The 15,415-nt window shown below is 56.0% G+C and carries 11 protein-coding genes; 3 read left to right on the top strand and 8 right to left on the bottom strand.

The window, feature by feature from the left end; translation table 11 throughout:
- Positions 1 to 19: 19 nt before the first annotated feature.
- The 8 genes from tldD to csrD form a co-directional block, all read right to left on the bottom strand.
- On the bottom strand, positions 20 to 1,465 hold the full coding sequence (tldD, locus tag ABLU88_RS24615) for a metalloprotease TldD (RefSeq protein ID WP_004854666.1): 1,446 nt from the start codon (positions 1,463 to 1,465) through the stop codon (positions 20 to 22).
- 88 nt (positions 1,466 to 1,553) lie between these two features.
- On the bottom strand, positions 1,554 to 5,351 hold the full coding sequence (yhdP, locus tag ABLU88_RS24620; RefSeq protein ID WP_009651883.1) for an AsmA2 domain-containing protein YhdP: 3,798 nt from the start codon (positions 5,349 to 5,351) through the stop codon (positions 1,554 to 1,556).
- Positions 5,352 to 5,430: 79 nt separating this feature from the next.
- Positions 5,431 to 6,900 (bottom strand): ribonuclease G, encoded by a 1,470-nt coding sequence (rng, locus tag ABLU88_RS24625; RefSeq protein ID WP_004125826.1) that lies wholly within the window; start codon positions 6,898 to 6,900, stop codon positions 5,431 to 5,433.
- Positions 6,901 to 6,902: 2 nt separating this feature from the next.
- A complete protein-coding gene (locus ABLU88_RS24630; protein WP_014839653.1) occupies positions 6,903 to 7,484 on the bottom strand; it encodes a nucleoside triphosphate pyrophosphatase in 582 nt (193 codons plus the stop codon).
- A gap of 7 nt (positions 7,485 to 7,491) precedes the next feature.
- On the bottom strand, positions 7,492 to 7,980 hold the full coding sequence (gene mreD / locus ABLU88_RS24635; protein ID WP_004125830.1) for a rod shape-determining protein MreD: 489 nt from the start codon (positions 7,978 to 7,980) through the stop codon (positions 7,492 to 7,494).
- On the bottom strand, positions 7,980 to 8,966 hold the full coding sequence (gene mreC / locus ABLU88_RS24640; protein ID WP_004106252.1) for a rod shape-determining protein MreC: 987 nt from the start codon (positions 8,964 to 8,966) through the stop codon (positions 7,980 to 7,982). Before mreC ends, mreD begins: the two co-directional genes overlap by 1 nt.
- A gap of 70 nt (positions 8,967 to 9,036) precedes the next feature.
- On the bottom strand, positions 9,037 to 10,080 hold the full coding sequence (mreB, locus tag ABLU88_RS24645; RefSeq protein WP_002918653.1) for a rod shape-determining protein MreB: 1,044 nt from the start codon (positions 10,078 to 10,080) through the stop codon (positions 9,037 to 9,039).
- A gap of 305 nt (positions 10,081 to 10,385) precedes the next feature.
- A complete protein-coding gene (gene csrD / locus ABLU88_RS24650) occupies positions 10,386 to 12,326 on the bottom strand; it encodes an RNase E specificity factor CsrD (RefSeq protein WP_102803995.1) in 1,941 nt (646 codons plus the stop codon).
- Between the two features lie 219 nt (positions 12,327 to 12,545).
- On the opposite strand from csrD, the gene ABLU88_RS24655 reads away from it, so the two are divergent.
- The 3 genes from ABLU88_RS24655 to msrQ all read left to right on the top strand — a co-directional run bounded on the left by ABLU88_RS24655 (position 12,546) and on the right by msrQ (position 15,198).
- Entirely contained in the window at positions 12,546 to 13,520 is a 975-nt protein-coding gene (locus tag ABLU88_RS24655; RefSeq protein WP_348838297.1) for an MDR family oxidoreductase, read from the top strand.
- A 77-nt stretch (positions 13,521 to 13,597) separates the two neighbouring features.
- Positions 13,598 to 14,599 carry a protein-methionine-sulfoxide reductase catalytic subunit MsrP gene (gene msrP / locus ABLU88_RS24660; protein ID WP_102803994.1) on the top strand — a complete coding sequence of 334 codons (1,002 nt, stop codon included), beginning with the start codon at positions 13,598 to 13,600 and terminating at the stop codon, positions 14,597 to 14,599.
- Entirely contained in the window at positions 14,599 to 15,198 is a 600-nt protein-coding gene (msrQ, locus tag ABLU88_RS24665) for a protein-methionine-sulfoxide reductase heme-binding subunit MsrQ (protein WP_025108489.1), read from the top strand. Before msrP ends, msrQ begins: the two co-directional genes overlap by 1 nt.
- Positions 15,199 to 15,415: the final 217 nt, after the last annotated feature.

A 15,415-nucleotide genomic window follows, 5' to 3' on the forward strand; every position in this document is an offset into this window, starting at 1 on the left:
GAAAGCGCCTTGAGAAGTATCAGGCGGTACCGCCGACGGTGAGTTTATCCACTTTGAGCGTTGGCTGACCGACGCCAACCGGTACGCTCTGGCCCTCTTTGCCGCAAACGCCGACGCCGCTGTCCAGCTTAAGATCGTTCCCCACCATCGAAATCTGCTGCATCGCTTCGATACCTGAACCGATAAGCGTCGCGCCCTTCACCGCTTTGGTCACTTTACCTTTTTCAATCAGGTAGGCTTCAGACGTGGAGAAGACAAATTTCCCGGAGGTGATATCCACCTGACCGCCGCCGAAGTTCGGCGCGTAGATGCCGTAATCGACCGATTCGATAATCTCCTGCGGCGTAGATTTCCCCGCCAGCATGTAGGTGTTGGTCATACGCGGCATAGGCAGGTGCGCGTAGGATTCGCGACGACCGTTACCGGTTGGCGCCACGCCCATCAGCCTGGCGTTGAGCTTGTCCTGCATATAGCCTTTGAGAATGCCGTTTTCGATCAAAACGTTATACTGGCCCGGCGTGCCTTCATCATCAATGGCAAGGGAGCCGCGACGGTGAGCAATGGTGCCATCATCCACTACGGTGCACAGCTCAGAGGCCACCAGTTCGCCCATATGGCCGCTGAATACCGACGTCCCGCGACGGTTAAAGTCACCTTCCAGGCCGTGACCGACGGCTTCATGCAGCAGGACGCCAGGCCAGCCCGCGCCCAGCACAACCGGCAGCATCCCGGCAGGCGCCGCGACGGCGGTCAGGTTGACCAGCGCCATACGCACGGCTTCTCTCGCCCAAACATCCGCGCGAACGTCGCCATCCTGCGAGTCCAGGAAATAGTCGTAGCCAAAGCGGCCGCCGCCGCCGCTGGCGCCGCGCTCGCGTTTGCCATCCTCTTCCACCAGCACGCTGACGGAAAGGCGAACCAGCGGGCGAACGTCCGCCGCCAGCGTGCCGTCGGTGGCGGCGACAAGAATTAACTCGTAGACGCCGGTCAGGCTGGCGGAAACTTCCTGCACCCGCTTATCGGCCGCGCGGGCGGTTTTATCTACCCGGCGCAGAATATCCAGCTTCTCTTCCCGGCTCATACTTTGCAGCGGATCGATGCTGGTATAGAGGGAACGATGTTCCACCCCGCCAAGGGTATGCACTTTACCATCCCCATGGTCGCGTACAATGGTGCGGGCCGCCTGTGCGCTCTGTTCCAGCGCCAGTCGACTAATCTGGTCAGCATAGGCAAAGCCGGTTTTTTCCCCGCTCACCGCGCGGACGCCAACGCCCTGGTCGATATTGTACGAACCATCTTTAATGATGCTGTCTTCAAGAACCCAGGACTCGTGATAGCTCGACTGAAAATAGAGATCGCCGTAATCCAGACGGCGCTCGGCCAGCTGGCCAAGAATGGTAAACAGATCCTGATGATTCAGGCCGTTTGCCGACAGTAATTGTTCACTTACCAGGTTCAGACTCATCGTTTTGCTACTCGTTTGTTGCCGCCTCAGGGGCGGAAATAAAAAAGGCTATCTATTGAGAGTGCGGTAATTACGCACAATCGTCAAATCATTGCTTTTTGTCGCTCCGCGCCTGGCGCAGCACTTCGTTAATTTGCGGCTGATCGATAGGACCGGTGATGCGATAGCGCAAAATAGAGACCTTGTTCCACAGCGGCCCCAGTACCTTACTGGCAGCAAAGACCGCGGCGCCGATAATCGGGTTAACGGCAAAGGCCGCGGCGACGCCCACGGTCGCAGAAATCTCCGGCGCGACCACGGCCTGCATATCCAGCTGACGACGCACGAGATCCACCGACCCCTTCATGGCGATATCCGCTTCCAGACCATCGACCAGCGTATCGTCGGTATGCAGAACGCCGTCTTTAATCCACGCCGTACTGCGAATGGAATCAAAGTAGAACCCTTCGCTGAACGTATCGCTAAAGTCGAAGCGCAGCTTGCGCAGCAGCGCGTCAACGCTCAACAAACGCAGAAGCTGGCCGGCATGACCGGTGCTGAGGTCGGTAAATTCGCCTTTTCCAAGACGGCTTTTGAGGATCCCGTTAAGCGAGGCAACGTCTGGCTGCCACGGCGGCGCACGCCAGTGCAGGTCATAATCAATATCAAACGACGAACCTTTTACCGGCGTGGAGACGCCGAAGAAGTTCACGAAATCGTCGGTTTTATTGCCGTGCAGCTTACCTTTCAAAGAGGTTCGTACGCCCGCCGGCGCGCTCACCCATACGCCATCGGTCGTCAGACGGCCAAAACCGGTATCGACCAGTCCGTTCGCCAGCGTCAGGGTATCGCCGCGAATATCAAAATCCCCTTCGATACGGCCATATTTTTGCCCCCACAGCCAGCACTCGGCGCAGCGAAGCTGAAGGTCCGGCCAGCCGTGGAAATCAATGTTGGTATCGGCCAGCGGGGCGCTGCTTTTTTCTGTACCGCGGCTTTTCGCCGCCGTTGGGTTGTAGTAGAGATAGCGAATGGCCGCCAGCCACGGGGCGTTCTTCCGCATCGTCAGGGTTGCGTTGACTTCACGCCCCTGGGCTTCGATCTTCGTTCCCCCGGCATCGGGCCGGGAGACAAGGCTAACGTTATTCCAGCTCTGCCCCGCCATCGTTAACGCTGGCGTTCGCAGCGTGACCTGCTCCGGGAAGACGAGATTACTGCTGACGTCATTCGCCGCTCCGCCCTGGAACAGCGCCAGCCACTGCGCGCCATCCATCGGCGGCATATTCAGCTCCACGCCTGGCTGCTCGGGAAGCGGAGAAACGGCTTTACTGTCCGTGGTTAAAATAGCGCGGTCCAGGGTCAGCTTATGACCCAGCAGCCAGCGGCTATTAATATGGTTCTTCGCCCCCATGGAGCCGGCCAGATTAAAACTGCTTAAGCCGCCATCGACCTTAATTTTTACCGGCAACGGCTCCCCGGCCTGCTTATCTAACGGTGCAGGTAAGTGACTACTTACACTCTTCAGGTCAGCGTTGAGGTCAACCTTATAGGCCGCGCTACCGCGATACGGAAGCTCAATCGCGACTTTTCCGTCCCAGGGCACGCTGCCGCTCAGGGTGCCGTCCAGGGATTTCGGCAATAAACCGGTACGCGCAGGCTGCCAGCTGGCGTTCATCCCGACGTTCACGAGAAATGCTTTCGCGCCTTCGGTGGTCGAGAAATCAAGATTCAGCGGCTGATTAAACCAGCTCGCGCTCATCGGTTCGCTTTTCAGGTCGCCGTTTACAAAGCTGAATTTACCGCTCAGGTTCTGCAATGTGGTATCGATAGGCTTGATAAACAAGCTGTTATTGTTCAACCGGACATCACCTTTAGCGGTGGTCATCTCGCCATCCAGGGGGATATCAAGATGTAAGCGAGCGCTAACATTACCGTCCAGCTGGAGCTCATCCAGCGCCGCGCCCAGCGTCTCTTTCAGCGGCGTCTCGTTAAAATAAGGGCCAACCTCTTTACCCGGGCCGTTAACGTCGGCATCAATCAGCAGCTTTTCTCGCGAATAGTCGGGAATCACCGCATCGAGATTGCTGGCGGTCACGTTGCCGAGCATCGCCTTATCGGCCTTCATCCATAGCCCATCATTGATAAAGTTAAGGTCGATATTAAGCCCGGTAAGCGCGGGCCAGTCAGGCTGAAAGGCAAAGGTGGCGTTCTTGAGCGGCACCGTGACCTGGAATTGCCCCTCATTATGCTTGTACGGGAAAAGATGCGGGTTACCGCCATAAGCCAGCGTAGCATCGGTGGCCTGACCGCCTTTAATGGCTCCGCTGAGGTAATCCACCAGCGCTTTGCCCATCAGATTTTCCGGGAAGTAGCGCCAGGCCTGTCCGCCATCGTTGGTACTGATACCGGCCAGAATACCGAGCCAGGGTTCGTCGCCCTGCGGCTGCAGATAGCGGAACCCACCGCGAGCGCGAACGCCGGTAGCCTGTACATCAATATCGCGACCATCGAGCATAAAACCCTTGTCATTCTTCACCCAACTGAGGGTCGCATCGCCTTTGGCGATCTCCAGCGGCGCACGAAAGACCGTTTCATAGGGCATTTTCGCCTGCGTCATGCTGGCATGCAGAGTACCGTTTTCTACGCTCCCGGCAATGTTGCCGGAGAAATGCTCAGCCCCTGGCAGCAGCTTCCACTGCTTCCAGGACATGTCGCTCCAGTCCGCCCGGAAGCGCGTTTTTTCCGCCATTTGCAGTGGAATATCCAGCGCCAGAAGATTGATTTTGCCGTCCGGCTGCGTCGTACGCCAGATTTCGCCCAGCGACGGAGCCAGTTTATCCGCCATCGGCTGCAGCCCGGTCAGACCGCTAAGGTTAAGGTTGCTGGCGCGAATGCGCAGCTCATCGCTGCGTTGACCATTTTTTCCGCCCACATCCTGAGCCGGGATCCACGCCATCGACAGCGCGCCGCGCGGCCAGGGTTTGTCATCCATCGAGATGCGCGTATCAGGGATGTGAAAGCCCCAGCTTTGATTATCGCGATAGATGTGAGCCGTCAGATTATCAACCGACAGATGGTGCTTCTCTTTATCGCCCTGCCAGCTGGCGCCGCCTTTTTTAAGCCATACATCGCCGCTGGCGACATCGCCTTTGTCGATAGTCATCCAGCCTTCCAGGCTAAACCGCGCGCTCTGCAGGGCGATGTTGTCCTGCATCCAGCGCCCAAGCCACGGCTTAACGTCGATATCATCCGCCTGAAGCCAGACGCGCCCCTTATTGAGCAGGCCGTCTTCATCGCGCAGGTCCATTCGCACCTGCATCACGCCGTGCTGGCCGGTCAGGCTGCTGAGACTAAGCTGCCCCTCCGCGCGATGGCGATTTTTACCGTTCAGCCAGGTAAGCTGCGGAATGGTGAGCTCCGCACGCTGGCCGGAGATGGTCAGAAAGCTCAGATGGCTATCGCGAAGAATAAAGTGATCGAACTGGCGGAGGAAAAGATCGCTGATACGGTCGGTTTTCAGCCCTTCACCGCTATTATTCGTTTGAATGGGGGTATTGGTATGAACCTGCAGCTGCCAGAAGGTCAGATCGCGAAACTGCCAGCGCATATGCAGCAGGCTTTGCCAGACGTCGAGCGCCAGGGTGACGCGTTTAGCGGAAAGCTCGCCGCCATCATTCAGGCCGGCCTTAACATCGCGGACATCAAGCGTCGGGCCAAAAGTCTGCCAGCTGGCGACAATATTTGAAGCATCGACCGGTACGCCGGCCATCGCGGAGACTTTTTCCAGCACCTGCGGACGCCAGCTGTTTAACTGCGGCAGAACGAGACGCAGACCGCTCACCAGCAGTGCGACGACAACAATCAATGTTGCCACGGTGAGCAGTAATATCCCGGGCAGTCGCCTCACGCATCTCTCCTTGTCAGCCTGTTACGCGTCATCCTTTTGCCCGCCTCTTTATCCCGACATCAGCAAGCAAAACGGATGATTACATCATTACTACATCAAACTGCTCTTGATTATAGAGCGGTTCAATTTGCACTTTGACCTGCTTACCGACAAAGATCTCGACTTCTGCCAGCGCGTGCGACTCTTCCCCTTTCAGCGTTTCCGCTACCGCAGGAGAAGCATAGACCAGGAACCGGTCGGAATCGTAGGCATGGTGCACGCGCACGATTTCGCGCATGATTTCATAGCACACCGTTTCCACCGTTTTCACCGTACCGCGACCGTGGCAGGTAGGGCACTCATTACACAGCACATGCTCCACGCTTTCGCGAGTACGCTTGCGGGTCATCTCTACCAGCCCAAGCTGGGAGAAGCCGTTGATGCTGGTTTTAACCCGGTCTTTGCTCAGCGCCTGCTCAAGAGAGTGCAGCACCCGACGGCGGTGATCTTCATTGTTCATATCAATGAAATCGATGATGATAATCCCACCGAGATTGCGCAGCCGCAGCTGGCGGGCAATCGCCTGGGTCGCCTCAATATTGGTATTAAAGATAGTATCGTCAAGATTACGGTGACCGACGAATGCCCCGGTGTTGATATCAACGGTGGTCATCGCTTCCGTTTGGTCAATGATCAGATAACCACCTGATTTCAGCTCAACTTTGCGTTCCAGAGCGCGCTGGATTTCATTTTCCACGTCAAAGAGATCGAAAATCGGCTGACGGCCGCTGTAGTGCTCCAGCTTGCTGGTCATCTCCGGAATATATTCGGCGGTAAACTCCAGCAGCGATTCGTAAGTCAGACGAGAGTCAACGCGAATCCGGTCAAGATGCGCATCGGCGAAATCACGCAGCACGCGCTGCGCCAGCGCCAGTTCGCCGTACATTTGATATCGGGTCTGCTGGCGCTTTTTGCGTTCCATCACTTTTGTCCAGACGCGCTTGAGATAGGCGGCATCTGCTGCCATCTCCTGCTCATGAACGCCTTCCGCCGCGGTACGGATAATGAATCCGCCCTGCTCGTCACAGTATTCAGAGACCACTTTTTTCAGGCGTTCACGTTCCGCTTCGCTTTCAATACGCTGAGAGACGCCGACGTGCGAAGCGCCGGGCATAAAGACCAGATAGCGAGAGGGAATGGTGATATCGGTGGTCAGGCGGGCGCCTTTGGTGCCGAGGGGATCTTTCACCACCTGCACCATTAAATCCTGCCCCTGACGCACCAGCTCTGAGATATCGCGGACGGCGAACTGCTTTTGCTCTTCGCCCGCCACGCACTCGGTGTGCGGCATAATATCGGAAGCGTGCAGAAACGCGGCCTTATCCAGGCCAATATCTACAAAAGCCGCCTGCATTCCCGGCAGCACCCGACTGACACGACCCTTGTAGATATTGCCTACTATTCCGCGTCGCGCTTCACGCTCAATATGAATTTCCTGAAGAATACCGCCATCAATGTAAGCGACGCGCGTTTCTGATGGCGTTACGTTAACTAATAATTCAGCAGTCATCTTTATCCCTTTTCTTCACGCAGTGAGTTAAAGTTACTTAGCAACTCATACGTTTCCACCAGCGGTAAGCCAACGACGGCGTGATAGCTGCCATTTATCTTCCTGACGAAACAGCCACCCAACCCCTGAATACCGTATGCACCTGCTTTATCTAAAGGTTCGCCGCTGGCGACATAATCGGCGATATCCTGCCCTGAGAGCACGCGGAAAGTGACCTCCGTGACCACCAGACAATCCAGCGTCTGCCGCTTATCAGCCAGCGCCACGGCGGTCATCACCTGATGAGTCTTTCCGGAAAGCATGCGTAGCATCTCGGCGGCGTGCCCGCCATCGCGCGGTTTTTCCAGCACTTCACCGTTAAGGATGACAATGGTATCCGCGCCTAAAACCGGGAGATCGCGCGGTGCCAGCGCGACGCCAGCCTGGGCCTTTTCGCGCGCCAGCCGGACCACATACTGCTGGGCGCTCTCCTGCGGGCGGCGCTGTTCCTCAATACCGGGAACCACGCGCTCAAAAGCGAGGCCAAGCTGTGTCAGCAGTTCCTGCCGACGCGGAGAACCTGAAGCAAGATACAGAGTCGTCATATCAACCTTATTGCACCGCAAACTGCTGGCGCACTTTACGCATCAGCAGGAAAATCCATGGCCAGAGCACACCGTTTACTACACTACTCCAGAACACTTCCGGACGGAAAGAGACGTTGATCACTAAAAACTCTGCCCAGAAAACAATGATATCCACGGAGAGGGATAACATGACCACCACCAGCGCCTGTTGCCAAAGCGCCAGGTTGCGGAACAGTTGATACTTCAGCGCAACCAGATAAGCCACAATACTTAATGATAGTGCGCGAACGCCAAGCGTCGACCCGCTGATGAGATCGAGGATCGCGCCCATCACAAAGCCTGTGCCAACGTTAACCCGGTGGGGTAGCGCGAGGATCCAGTACAACAGGATAAGCAATACCCAGTTTGGCCGGTAGACGCTAATGTCCGCCGGCCAGGGCATAATCTGCAGCAATAGTGCGATAAGAAACGAGAGCCAGATAACCCAGCGTCCCTGGCTACGGTAACTTGCCACTATTGCCCTCCTGCTGGCAGAGGCTGCTGTGGCATACCGGTTGCCGGCGCGGGCATCTGCGGCCCCATCGCATCCGGCGCAGGCAGAACCTGCGGCATCATCTGCATCAGGCGTTCATTCGCTACGCGATGAACCTCTTCCGGCGTCATCGGATTCGCGCCGTTGCGATCGGCTCCCCACAGCAGCAGCAGATAACGCAAGCGCTGCAGACCGGCAGTCGGACGCGCCTGAATCACCGTATACGCACGCTGCGTATCCAGCTTAACGGACGAAACCACCCCGACCGGATACCCTTCAGGGAAGCGGCCGCCGAGACCCGAAGTGACCAGCACGTCGCCGACGCGAATATCGGTATTGGCCGGCAGATGTTCCAGCTGTAAATCGTCAGTACAACCGTTGCCTGCGGCAATGACGCGAATATCGTTACGCAGTACCTGAATCGGTAACGCATGCGTGGCATCGCAAATCAGCAGCACGCGGCTGGTCAGTTTCGCGACCGCGACCACCTGACCCACAACGCCTTTATCGCTGATAACCGGCTGGCCTTCATAGACGCCGTTAACGCTGCCTTTATCGATAACCACCTGATCGCTATAGGGGTCGTTAACCGTTGAGATGACCTGGGTCACCATTTTTTGCTCGTCCTGGCGCAGCGGAGAGCCCAGCAGCTCGCGCAGACGCGCGTTCTCCTGTTTGTACTGACCCAGCATCAGTAAGTCGCTGTTCTTGAGCAGCAACTCCTGACGCAGCGCGCGATTTTCCAGTTCGAGCTGATCGCGGGTGGCCAGCGTTTGCGAAACGCTATCCAGCAGCTCCCGGGGACCATTAGAGACAAAGTAGAAAGGGCTGACGGCTGTATCCATATACGTTCGAATTTGGCTGAACGTACCCAGGCGGCTGTCGGCGATTATCACGCCAAGCGCCACCAAAACCGCCAGAATAAGGCGAATCTGTAGCGACGGGCCACGGCTAAAAATTGGCTTCATAGGCTATGCGTATTCTCGTGTCAGTTAAGATCGGGGCAGCCGTAGGCCAGCTACCCGGATCTCAGGCTGACTACTCTTCGCTGAACAAGTCGCCGCCGTGCATATCGATCATTTCCAGTGCCTTACCGCCGCCACGAGCGACGCAGGTCAGTGGATCTTCTGCAACTACGACAGGGATTCCTGTCTCTTCCATTAACAGACGGTCAAGGTTGCGAAGCAGAGCACCGCCGCCGGTCAGAACCATCCCGCGTTCGGAGATATCGGAAGCCAGCTCCGGTGGGCACTGTTCCAGCGCGACCATCACCGCGCTGACGATACCGGTCAACGGTTCCTGCAGCGCTTCGAGGATTTCGTTGGAGTTCAGAGTAAAGCCGCGCGGAACGCCTTCAGCAAGGTTACGCCCGCGAACTTCGATTTCGCGGACTTCATCACCCGGATAAGCGGAGCCGATTTCATGCTTAATGCGTTCTGCGGTCGCTTCGCCGATCAGGGAGCCATAGTTACGACGGACATAATTAATGACGGCTTCGTCAAAACGGTCGCCGCCGATACGGACAGAAGAGGAGTAAACCACGCCGTTAAGGGAGATGACCGCCACTTCAGTGGTACCGCCGCCGATGTCCACAACCATTGAACCGGTTGCTTCGGAGACCGGCAGGCCTGCGCCGATCGCAGCCGCCATCGGCTCTTCAATCAGGAAGACTTCACGGGCGCCAGCGCCCTGTGCGGACTCACGAATCGCGCGACGTTCAACCTGGGTCGCACCAACCGGCACGCAGACCAGCACGCGCGGGCTCGGACGCATAAAGCTATTGCTGTGCACCTGTTTAATAAAGTGCTGGAGCATTTTTTCGGTAACGAAGAAGTCGGCGATAACGCCGTCTTTCATTGGGCGAATAGCTGCAATGTTGCCCGGTGTACGCCCAAGCATCTGCTTCGCTTCATGACCCACAGCGGCGACGCTTTTCGGCGATCCGGCACGATCCTGACGAATGGCCACAACGGAAGGCTCATTCAATACGATGCCTTGTCCTTTTACATAAATCAGGGTATTCGCGGTACCCAGGTCAATGGACAGGTCATTGGAAAACATGCCACGAAATTTTTTTAACATACTAAGGGATAATCCTGAAAGCTGGGGCGGAAAACAAAATCCGCTTACTTTACCAACCACGCGCAGCAGCGACAAGGCGCAAAAATCATCTGCTGCGGTGAAAATTAGTGCAGTTCGTTACCTTTGTTACAAATTTGACTGAGTCCGTCCAACGCAGAAATCTTCAGCAGCGCTCCGCGCTTGAATCTGCAACCTGTCAAAGGTCATTCACTGGCATTTACATTGCGACAATCCGGCAGGTAGACAAGCACACCCCCATCACTATGGCGCGCATTATTCTACGTGAAATCACGCTAAACGGCAGATCAAACAGAGTATCTTTGCGAATATTTTTTCACATTTGTGTCAAGTGGCTGTGAGGCGGCAAAAAATTCCCCCTGGCCACCGGTAACACCGCATTGAGACAGCACCTGCCACTCGCTTCGGCTGAGTACGCCGGTTGCGAAAACCTGAACCGGCATTCCTTTACAGGCTTCTACCAGGCTCTGCACCAGCAGCTGATTTTCACTGCGTTTTTCTATATTGCGCGATAACCCCGAATGCAGCTTAATCACTTCAACATCGAGCTGCTTGATCCAGCTGGTTCCAACCAGCGTCAAACCGGCCTGAACCACGGCAATTCGAATACCTAAAGCGTTAACCAACCGCATAACCGGCTGCAGGCGGCCGATATATTGACAAACATCCGCCTCTGCAAGTTCAAAAATAATACGTCGACGGTGCGATTTTTCGCATTGCATCAAAGTATCGCGCAGCCAGCGCTGGAATCGAGGGCGGATCAAGGACTCGACCGTCACCTGCAGCGCGAGGTTTTCTTCCGGCCAAAAGCCTAAAAACGGCAGCAATCGCGTAATTTGCAAACGGTCATACTCCTCCGCCAGGCCAAACTGCAGCACCATCGGCATATATTCGGCCGCAATCACCTCTTCCTTACCATCATAAAGACGGCACATTAGCTCACGATGATGTACGCGACCATCACGAGTGACGGCGGGTTTCTGGTAAAGTCGCGGGCCGCCGCGGCTAAGCATTTGCTCGATAAGCGTACGCCAGCGCACGTTGCCACGCCCTTTCTCCGGCAGAGAATCGTCATAGACGGCCCAGCTGTTGCTGCCCTGCAGCACCGCATTACGCGTGGCCGCTTCCGCATGCCCCATTACCTGGGCCGCCGTTTGTCCGCTGCGGAAAGCGCAGATCCCGATATGCATCATATCGTCACGATCGAGAATTCGCGTCGGCGGCAGGGCATCCATGGCTTTCAGGAGTAACCCGGCAATGCTGTCCGCCTCTTTCAACGTGCGATGCGGAAGCAGGACGGCAAAATCGCTGCGGTGGTAGCGAGCCAGCAGTGCGCCAGGGTAGCGCATAATAAAAGTGGAAAGCATATTGATCAGCGTAAAGTAGTGCTCTTCGGTCGCTGCGCGTCCCCAGTTATCGCGCAGCAGGTCGAAATCCGGCAGGCGGATCATCATTACGATGCCGTATGACCCCACTTTCTCCTGATCTTCAAGCAGCGTCGACAGCTGATTATCAAAAAATAATCGGTTACTCAGCCCGGTTTTTGAATCCTGCGCGACATAGGAACGGATCAGAGTATCCATACGGCTTCGCTGATCGCTGGCGAACTGAAGTTCGGATAGCAGCATATCCAGCGCGCTACTGGTATTCGCTGGCCACTCGTGTACCGACCCTCGCACCTGCGGTCCGCGTTCGCCATTAAGAATACGCGCAGTGCGGAGTTCCAGTAGCTCCTGGCCCGCCAGCTGGCGACGGATCCAGCGTACGGAAAAAAAGATAATCAGCACCATAAAACCAATGGCGATGGAGAGCGGCGCGGTGATGTGCAGTGAACGGAAGTAATTGGCCATCGGATCCAGGTACACCAGATGGATTGCCATACCGGGCTGCTTGAGCGACGGTACCGTGATATCGCGAAACTGATTGCTGCTACCTAAAGGACGATAGTTATCGGTGCGGGAATGGCTATAGACCGATTTGCCATTAAGCTGAAAGTCAACGCGCGTCGCGTCGATCGGCGTCATCAGCTCATCCATCTGCGGTTCAATCTGGTCAAAAGACATAGAGACCAGACGGTTATCCAGCATGGTCGCCACCGCCTGAACGCGGTTGGTCATTTTTAGCTGAATGCCGTTGTAAAAACTCAGCGAAGCGCCAATCAGCGTGACAAAGATCGTCAGGCTGGTGAGTAACGTGACAAACGCTGAGAATTTCGTCGTTAATCGCATCCCTGTGTTAACTCCGCGTGTGAATGACTACCCGATAAACATCCGGGCTCCTGTGCTGGCGCCTAAACTAAAGTAAGCACTAACTTTCTAAAGAGCGACGCATACTATCAAAGCTGGCGCATCTGGCAATTTATTGCGTTACATCGGTGTAATAATGCCGTTAGCGAGTATAGTCTGCAGAAAAAATTTTCCAATCATCCAACCTATGAGGACCGGCGCATGCAGGCTTTAATCTTAGAACAGCAGGATGGCAAAACTCTCTCTTCGGTGCAAACCATTGACGCCAGCCAGCTGCCGCAGGGGGATGTGACAGTGGATATCCACTGGTCCAGCCTTAACTATAAAGATGCGCTGGCCATCACCGGTAAAGGAAAAATTATCCGCAACTTTCCGATGATTCCTGGCATCGATTTTGCTGGTTTTGTCCACAGCAGCGAGGATCCGCGTTTCCACGCCGGCCAGCAAGTCCTGCTGACCGGATGGGGCGTGGGGGAAAACCACTGGGGCGGACTGGCGGAGCGCGCTCGCGTTAAAGGCGACTGGCTGGTGGCGACGCCGCAAGGCCTGGATGGTCGTAAAGCCATGGTCATTGGGACCGCTGGTTTCACCGCGATGCTGTGCGTGATGGCGCTGGAAGACGCCGGGGTTAGTCCGGAAGATGGCGAAGTCGTGGTCACCGGGGCCAGCGGCGGCGTCGGCAGCACCGCGGTCGCTTTGCTGCATCATCTCGGGTACAAGGTGGCGGCGGTTTCCGGGCGCGAAAGCACCCATGAATATCTTAAAAACCTCGGCGCGCAGCGCATTCTTAGCCGCGATGAGTTCGCCGAAACCCGCCCGCTGGAAAAACAGCTGTGGGCCGGTGCCGTTGATACCGTTGGCGATAAGGTGCTGGCAAAAGTGCTGGCGCAGATGAACTACGGCGGCTGCGTGGCGGCCTGCGGTCTGGCAGGCGGCTTTGCCCTGCCCACGACCGTGATGCCGTTTATTCTGCGTAACGTGCGCCTGCAGGGCGTTGATTCGGTAATGACGCCAGCCGCGCGCCGGGCCGAGGCCTGGCAGCGTCTGGTGCGCGATCTGCCGGAATCCTTCTATGCGCAAAGCGCGACGGAAATCTCCCTCGCCGAAGCCCCTGAATTTGCCGATAAGATCATGACCAATAAGATTCAGGGGCGCACGCTGGTTAAAATCGCCTAATCTGCAATTTTTCGTGACATATTCGCAATAACGCTCCGCCTCCGTCATGCTAAGAAAAACGCACGACGGAGGATGCCATGAAATCCAAAAAACTGACGGAAGCCGACGTAACGGCAGAATCCGTTTTTATGCTGCAGCGTCGCCAGATCCTGAAAATGTTGGGAATTAGCGCCACCGCCCTTTCCCTCTCACCCTCCGCGCAAGCTGACCTGCTGGATTGGTTTAAAGGCAACGACCGCCCGCCGGCGCCGGCAGGTAAAGCGCTGACGTTCGATAAACCGGCGCAATGGCAAAACACTCTCACGCTCACGCCGGAAGATAAGGTATCAGGCTACAACAACTTTTATGAGTTCGGCCTGGATAAAGCCGATCCGGCGGCCAATGCCGGAAGCCTGCGCACTGATCCCTGGACGCTGACGATTGGCGGCGAAGTGGCAAAACCCCTTACGCTCGATCATGACGACCTGACCAGCCGATTTCCGCTGGAAGAGCGAATTTACCGGATGCGCTGCGTCGAAGCCTGGTCGATGGTGATTCCCTGGGTCGGCTTCCCGCTGCATAAATTGTTATCGCTGGTCGAGCCCACCAGCAATGCGCACTACGTCGCGTTTAAAACGCTTTATGCGCCTGAGCAGATGCCGGGTCAAAAAGACCGTTTTATCGGCGGCGGGCTGGCGTATCCCTATGTCGAAGGGCTGCGGCTTGACGAGGCCATGCATCCTCTGACGCTGCTTAGCGTAGGCGTGTATGGCAAAGCGCTACCTCCGCAAAACGGTGCGCCGGTCCGACTCACCGTGCCCTGGAAGTACGGTTTCAAAGGGATTAAGTCTATCGTCAGTATCGAACTGACGCGTGAACGTCCCCCCACGACCTGGAACCTCGCCGGACCTGAGGAGTATGGCTTCTACGCCAACGTCAATCCGCACGTCGATCACCCCCGCTGGTCGCAGGCAACTGAGCGCTTTATCGGCGCAGGCGGCGTACTCGACGTCAAACGCCAGCCAACACTGCTCTTCAACGGCTATGCTGACGAAGTGGCTTCGCTCTACCGGGGCCTGAATTTGCGGGAGAATTACTAGTGCGCCTGACTGTAAAGCAGATTACCTGGCTGAAAGTGTTTCTCCATCTGGCCGGATTTTTGCCTTTTGTCTGGCTCTTCTGGGCCGGACATCAGGGGTATTTCAGCGCCGACCCGGCAAAGGATATCCAGCACTTTACCGGTAGGATGGCTCTTAAATTCCTGCTGGCTACCTTGCTTGTTTCGCCGCTGGCGCGCTACGCTAAACAGCCGTTATTGATACGCACCCGGCGCTTACTTGGTTTATGGTGCTTTGCCTGGGCTACGCTGCATTTGACCAGCTATACGCTGCTCGAACTTGGGATTAACAATCTGGCGCTATTGGGTACAGAAGTCCTCACCCGCCCTTATCTGACGCTGGGGTTAATCAGCTGGCTGATTCTGCTGGCGCTGGCGGCGACGTCAACGCAAGCGATGCAGCGAAGATTGGGTCGTCGCTGGCAAACATTGCATAACTTCGTCTATGTTGTCGCGATCCTCGCCCCCATTCACTACCTGTGGTCGGTGAAGATTTTATCCCCCCAACCGCTCATTTATGCGCTGCTGGCGATCCTGCTTTTAGCATGGCGATATAAGAAGTTCCGCCAGTGGTGGCGCTAATTCCGGATATGTGCAGTTTCCCGCAGTTCTTTTATCAACCGCCACTCTTTACACGATAGCGGTTGATAATCTTCCCTGATAAGACCAGTATTTAGCTGCCAAATGCTACGAAATCGTTATAATGTGCGACTTTGGTTTTCCTGACGGGCTTTTTGAGTCCCGAAAAGGTGACAATCGCGCATCGAAGGTATATTTTGTTTTTTACCCGAGAATGGCA

Source organism: Klebsiella sp. GW_Kp182 (assembly GCF_040062275.1).
GTDB lineage: Bacteria > Pseudomonadota > Gammaproteobacteria > Enterobacterales > Enterobacteriaceae > Klebsiella > Klebsiella michiganensis.

Bases quoted from the DNA above. Each gene is read 5' to 3' on its own strand.
- csrD (WP_102803995.1), bottom strand. From the start codon at position 12,326: ATGCGATTAACGACGAAATTCTCAGCGTTTGTCACGTTACTCACCAGC.
- mreC (WP_004106252.1), bottom strand. From the start codon at position 8,966: ATGAAGCCAATTTTTAGCCGTGGCCCGTCGCTACAGATTCGCCTTATT.
- ABLU88_RS24655 (WP_348838297.1), top strand. From the start codon at position 12,546: ATGCAGGCTTTAATCTTAGAACAGCAGGATGGCAAAACTCTCTCTTCG.
- msrP (WP_102803994.1), top strand. From the start codon at position 13,598: ATGAAATCCAAAAAACTGACGGAAGCCGACGTAACGGCAGAATCCGTT.
- mreB (WP_002918653.1), bottom strand. From the start codon at position 10,080: ATGTTAAAAAAATTTCGTGGCATGTTTTCCAATGACCTGTCCATTGAC.
- ABLU88_RS24630 (WP_014839653.1), bottom strand. From the start codon at position 7,484: ATGACGACTCTGTATCTTGCTTCAGGTTCTCCGCGTCGGCAGGAACTG.
- rng (WP_004125826.1), bottom strand. From the start codon at position 6,900: ATGACTGCTGAATTATTAGTTAACGTAACGCCATCAGAAACGCGCGTC.
- tldD (WP_004854666.1), bottom strand. From the start codon at position 1,465: ATGAGTCTGAACCTGGTAAGTGAACAATTACTGTCGGCAAACGGCCTG.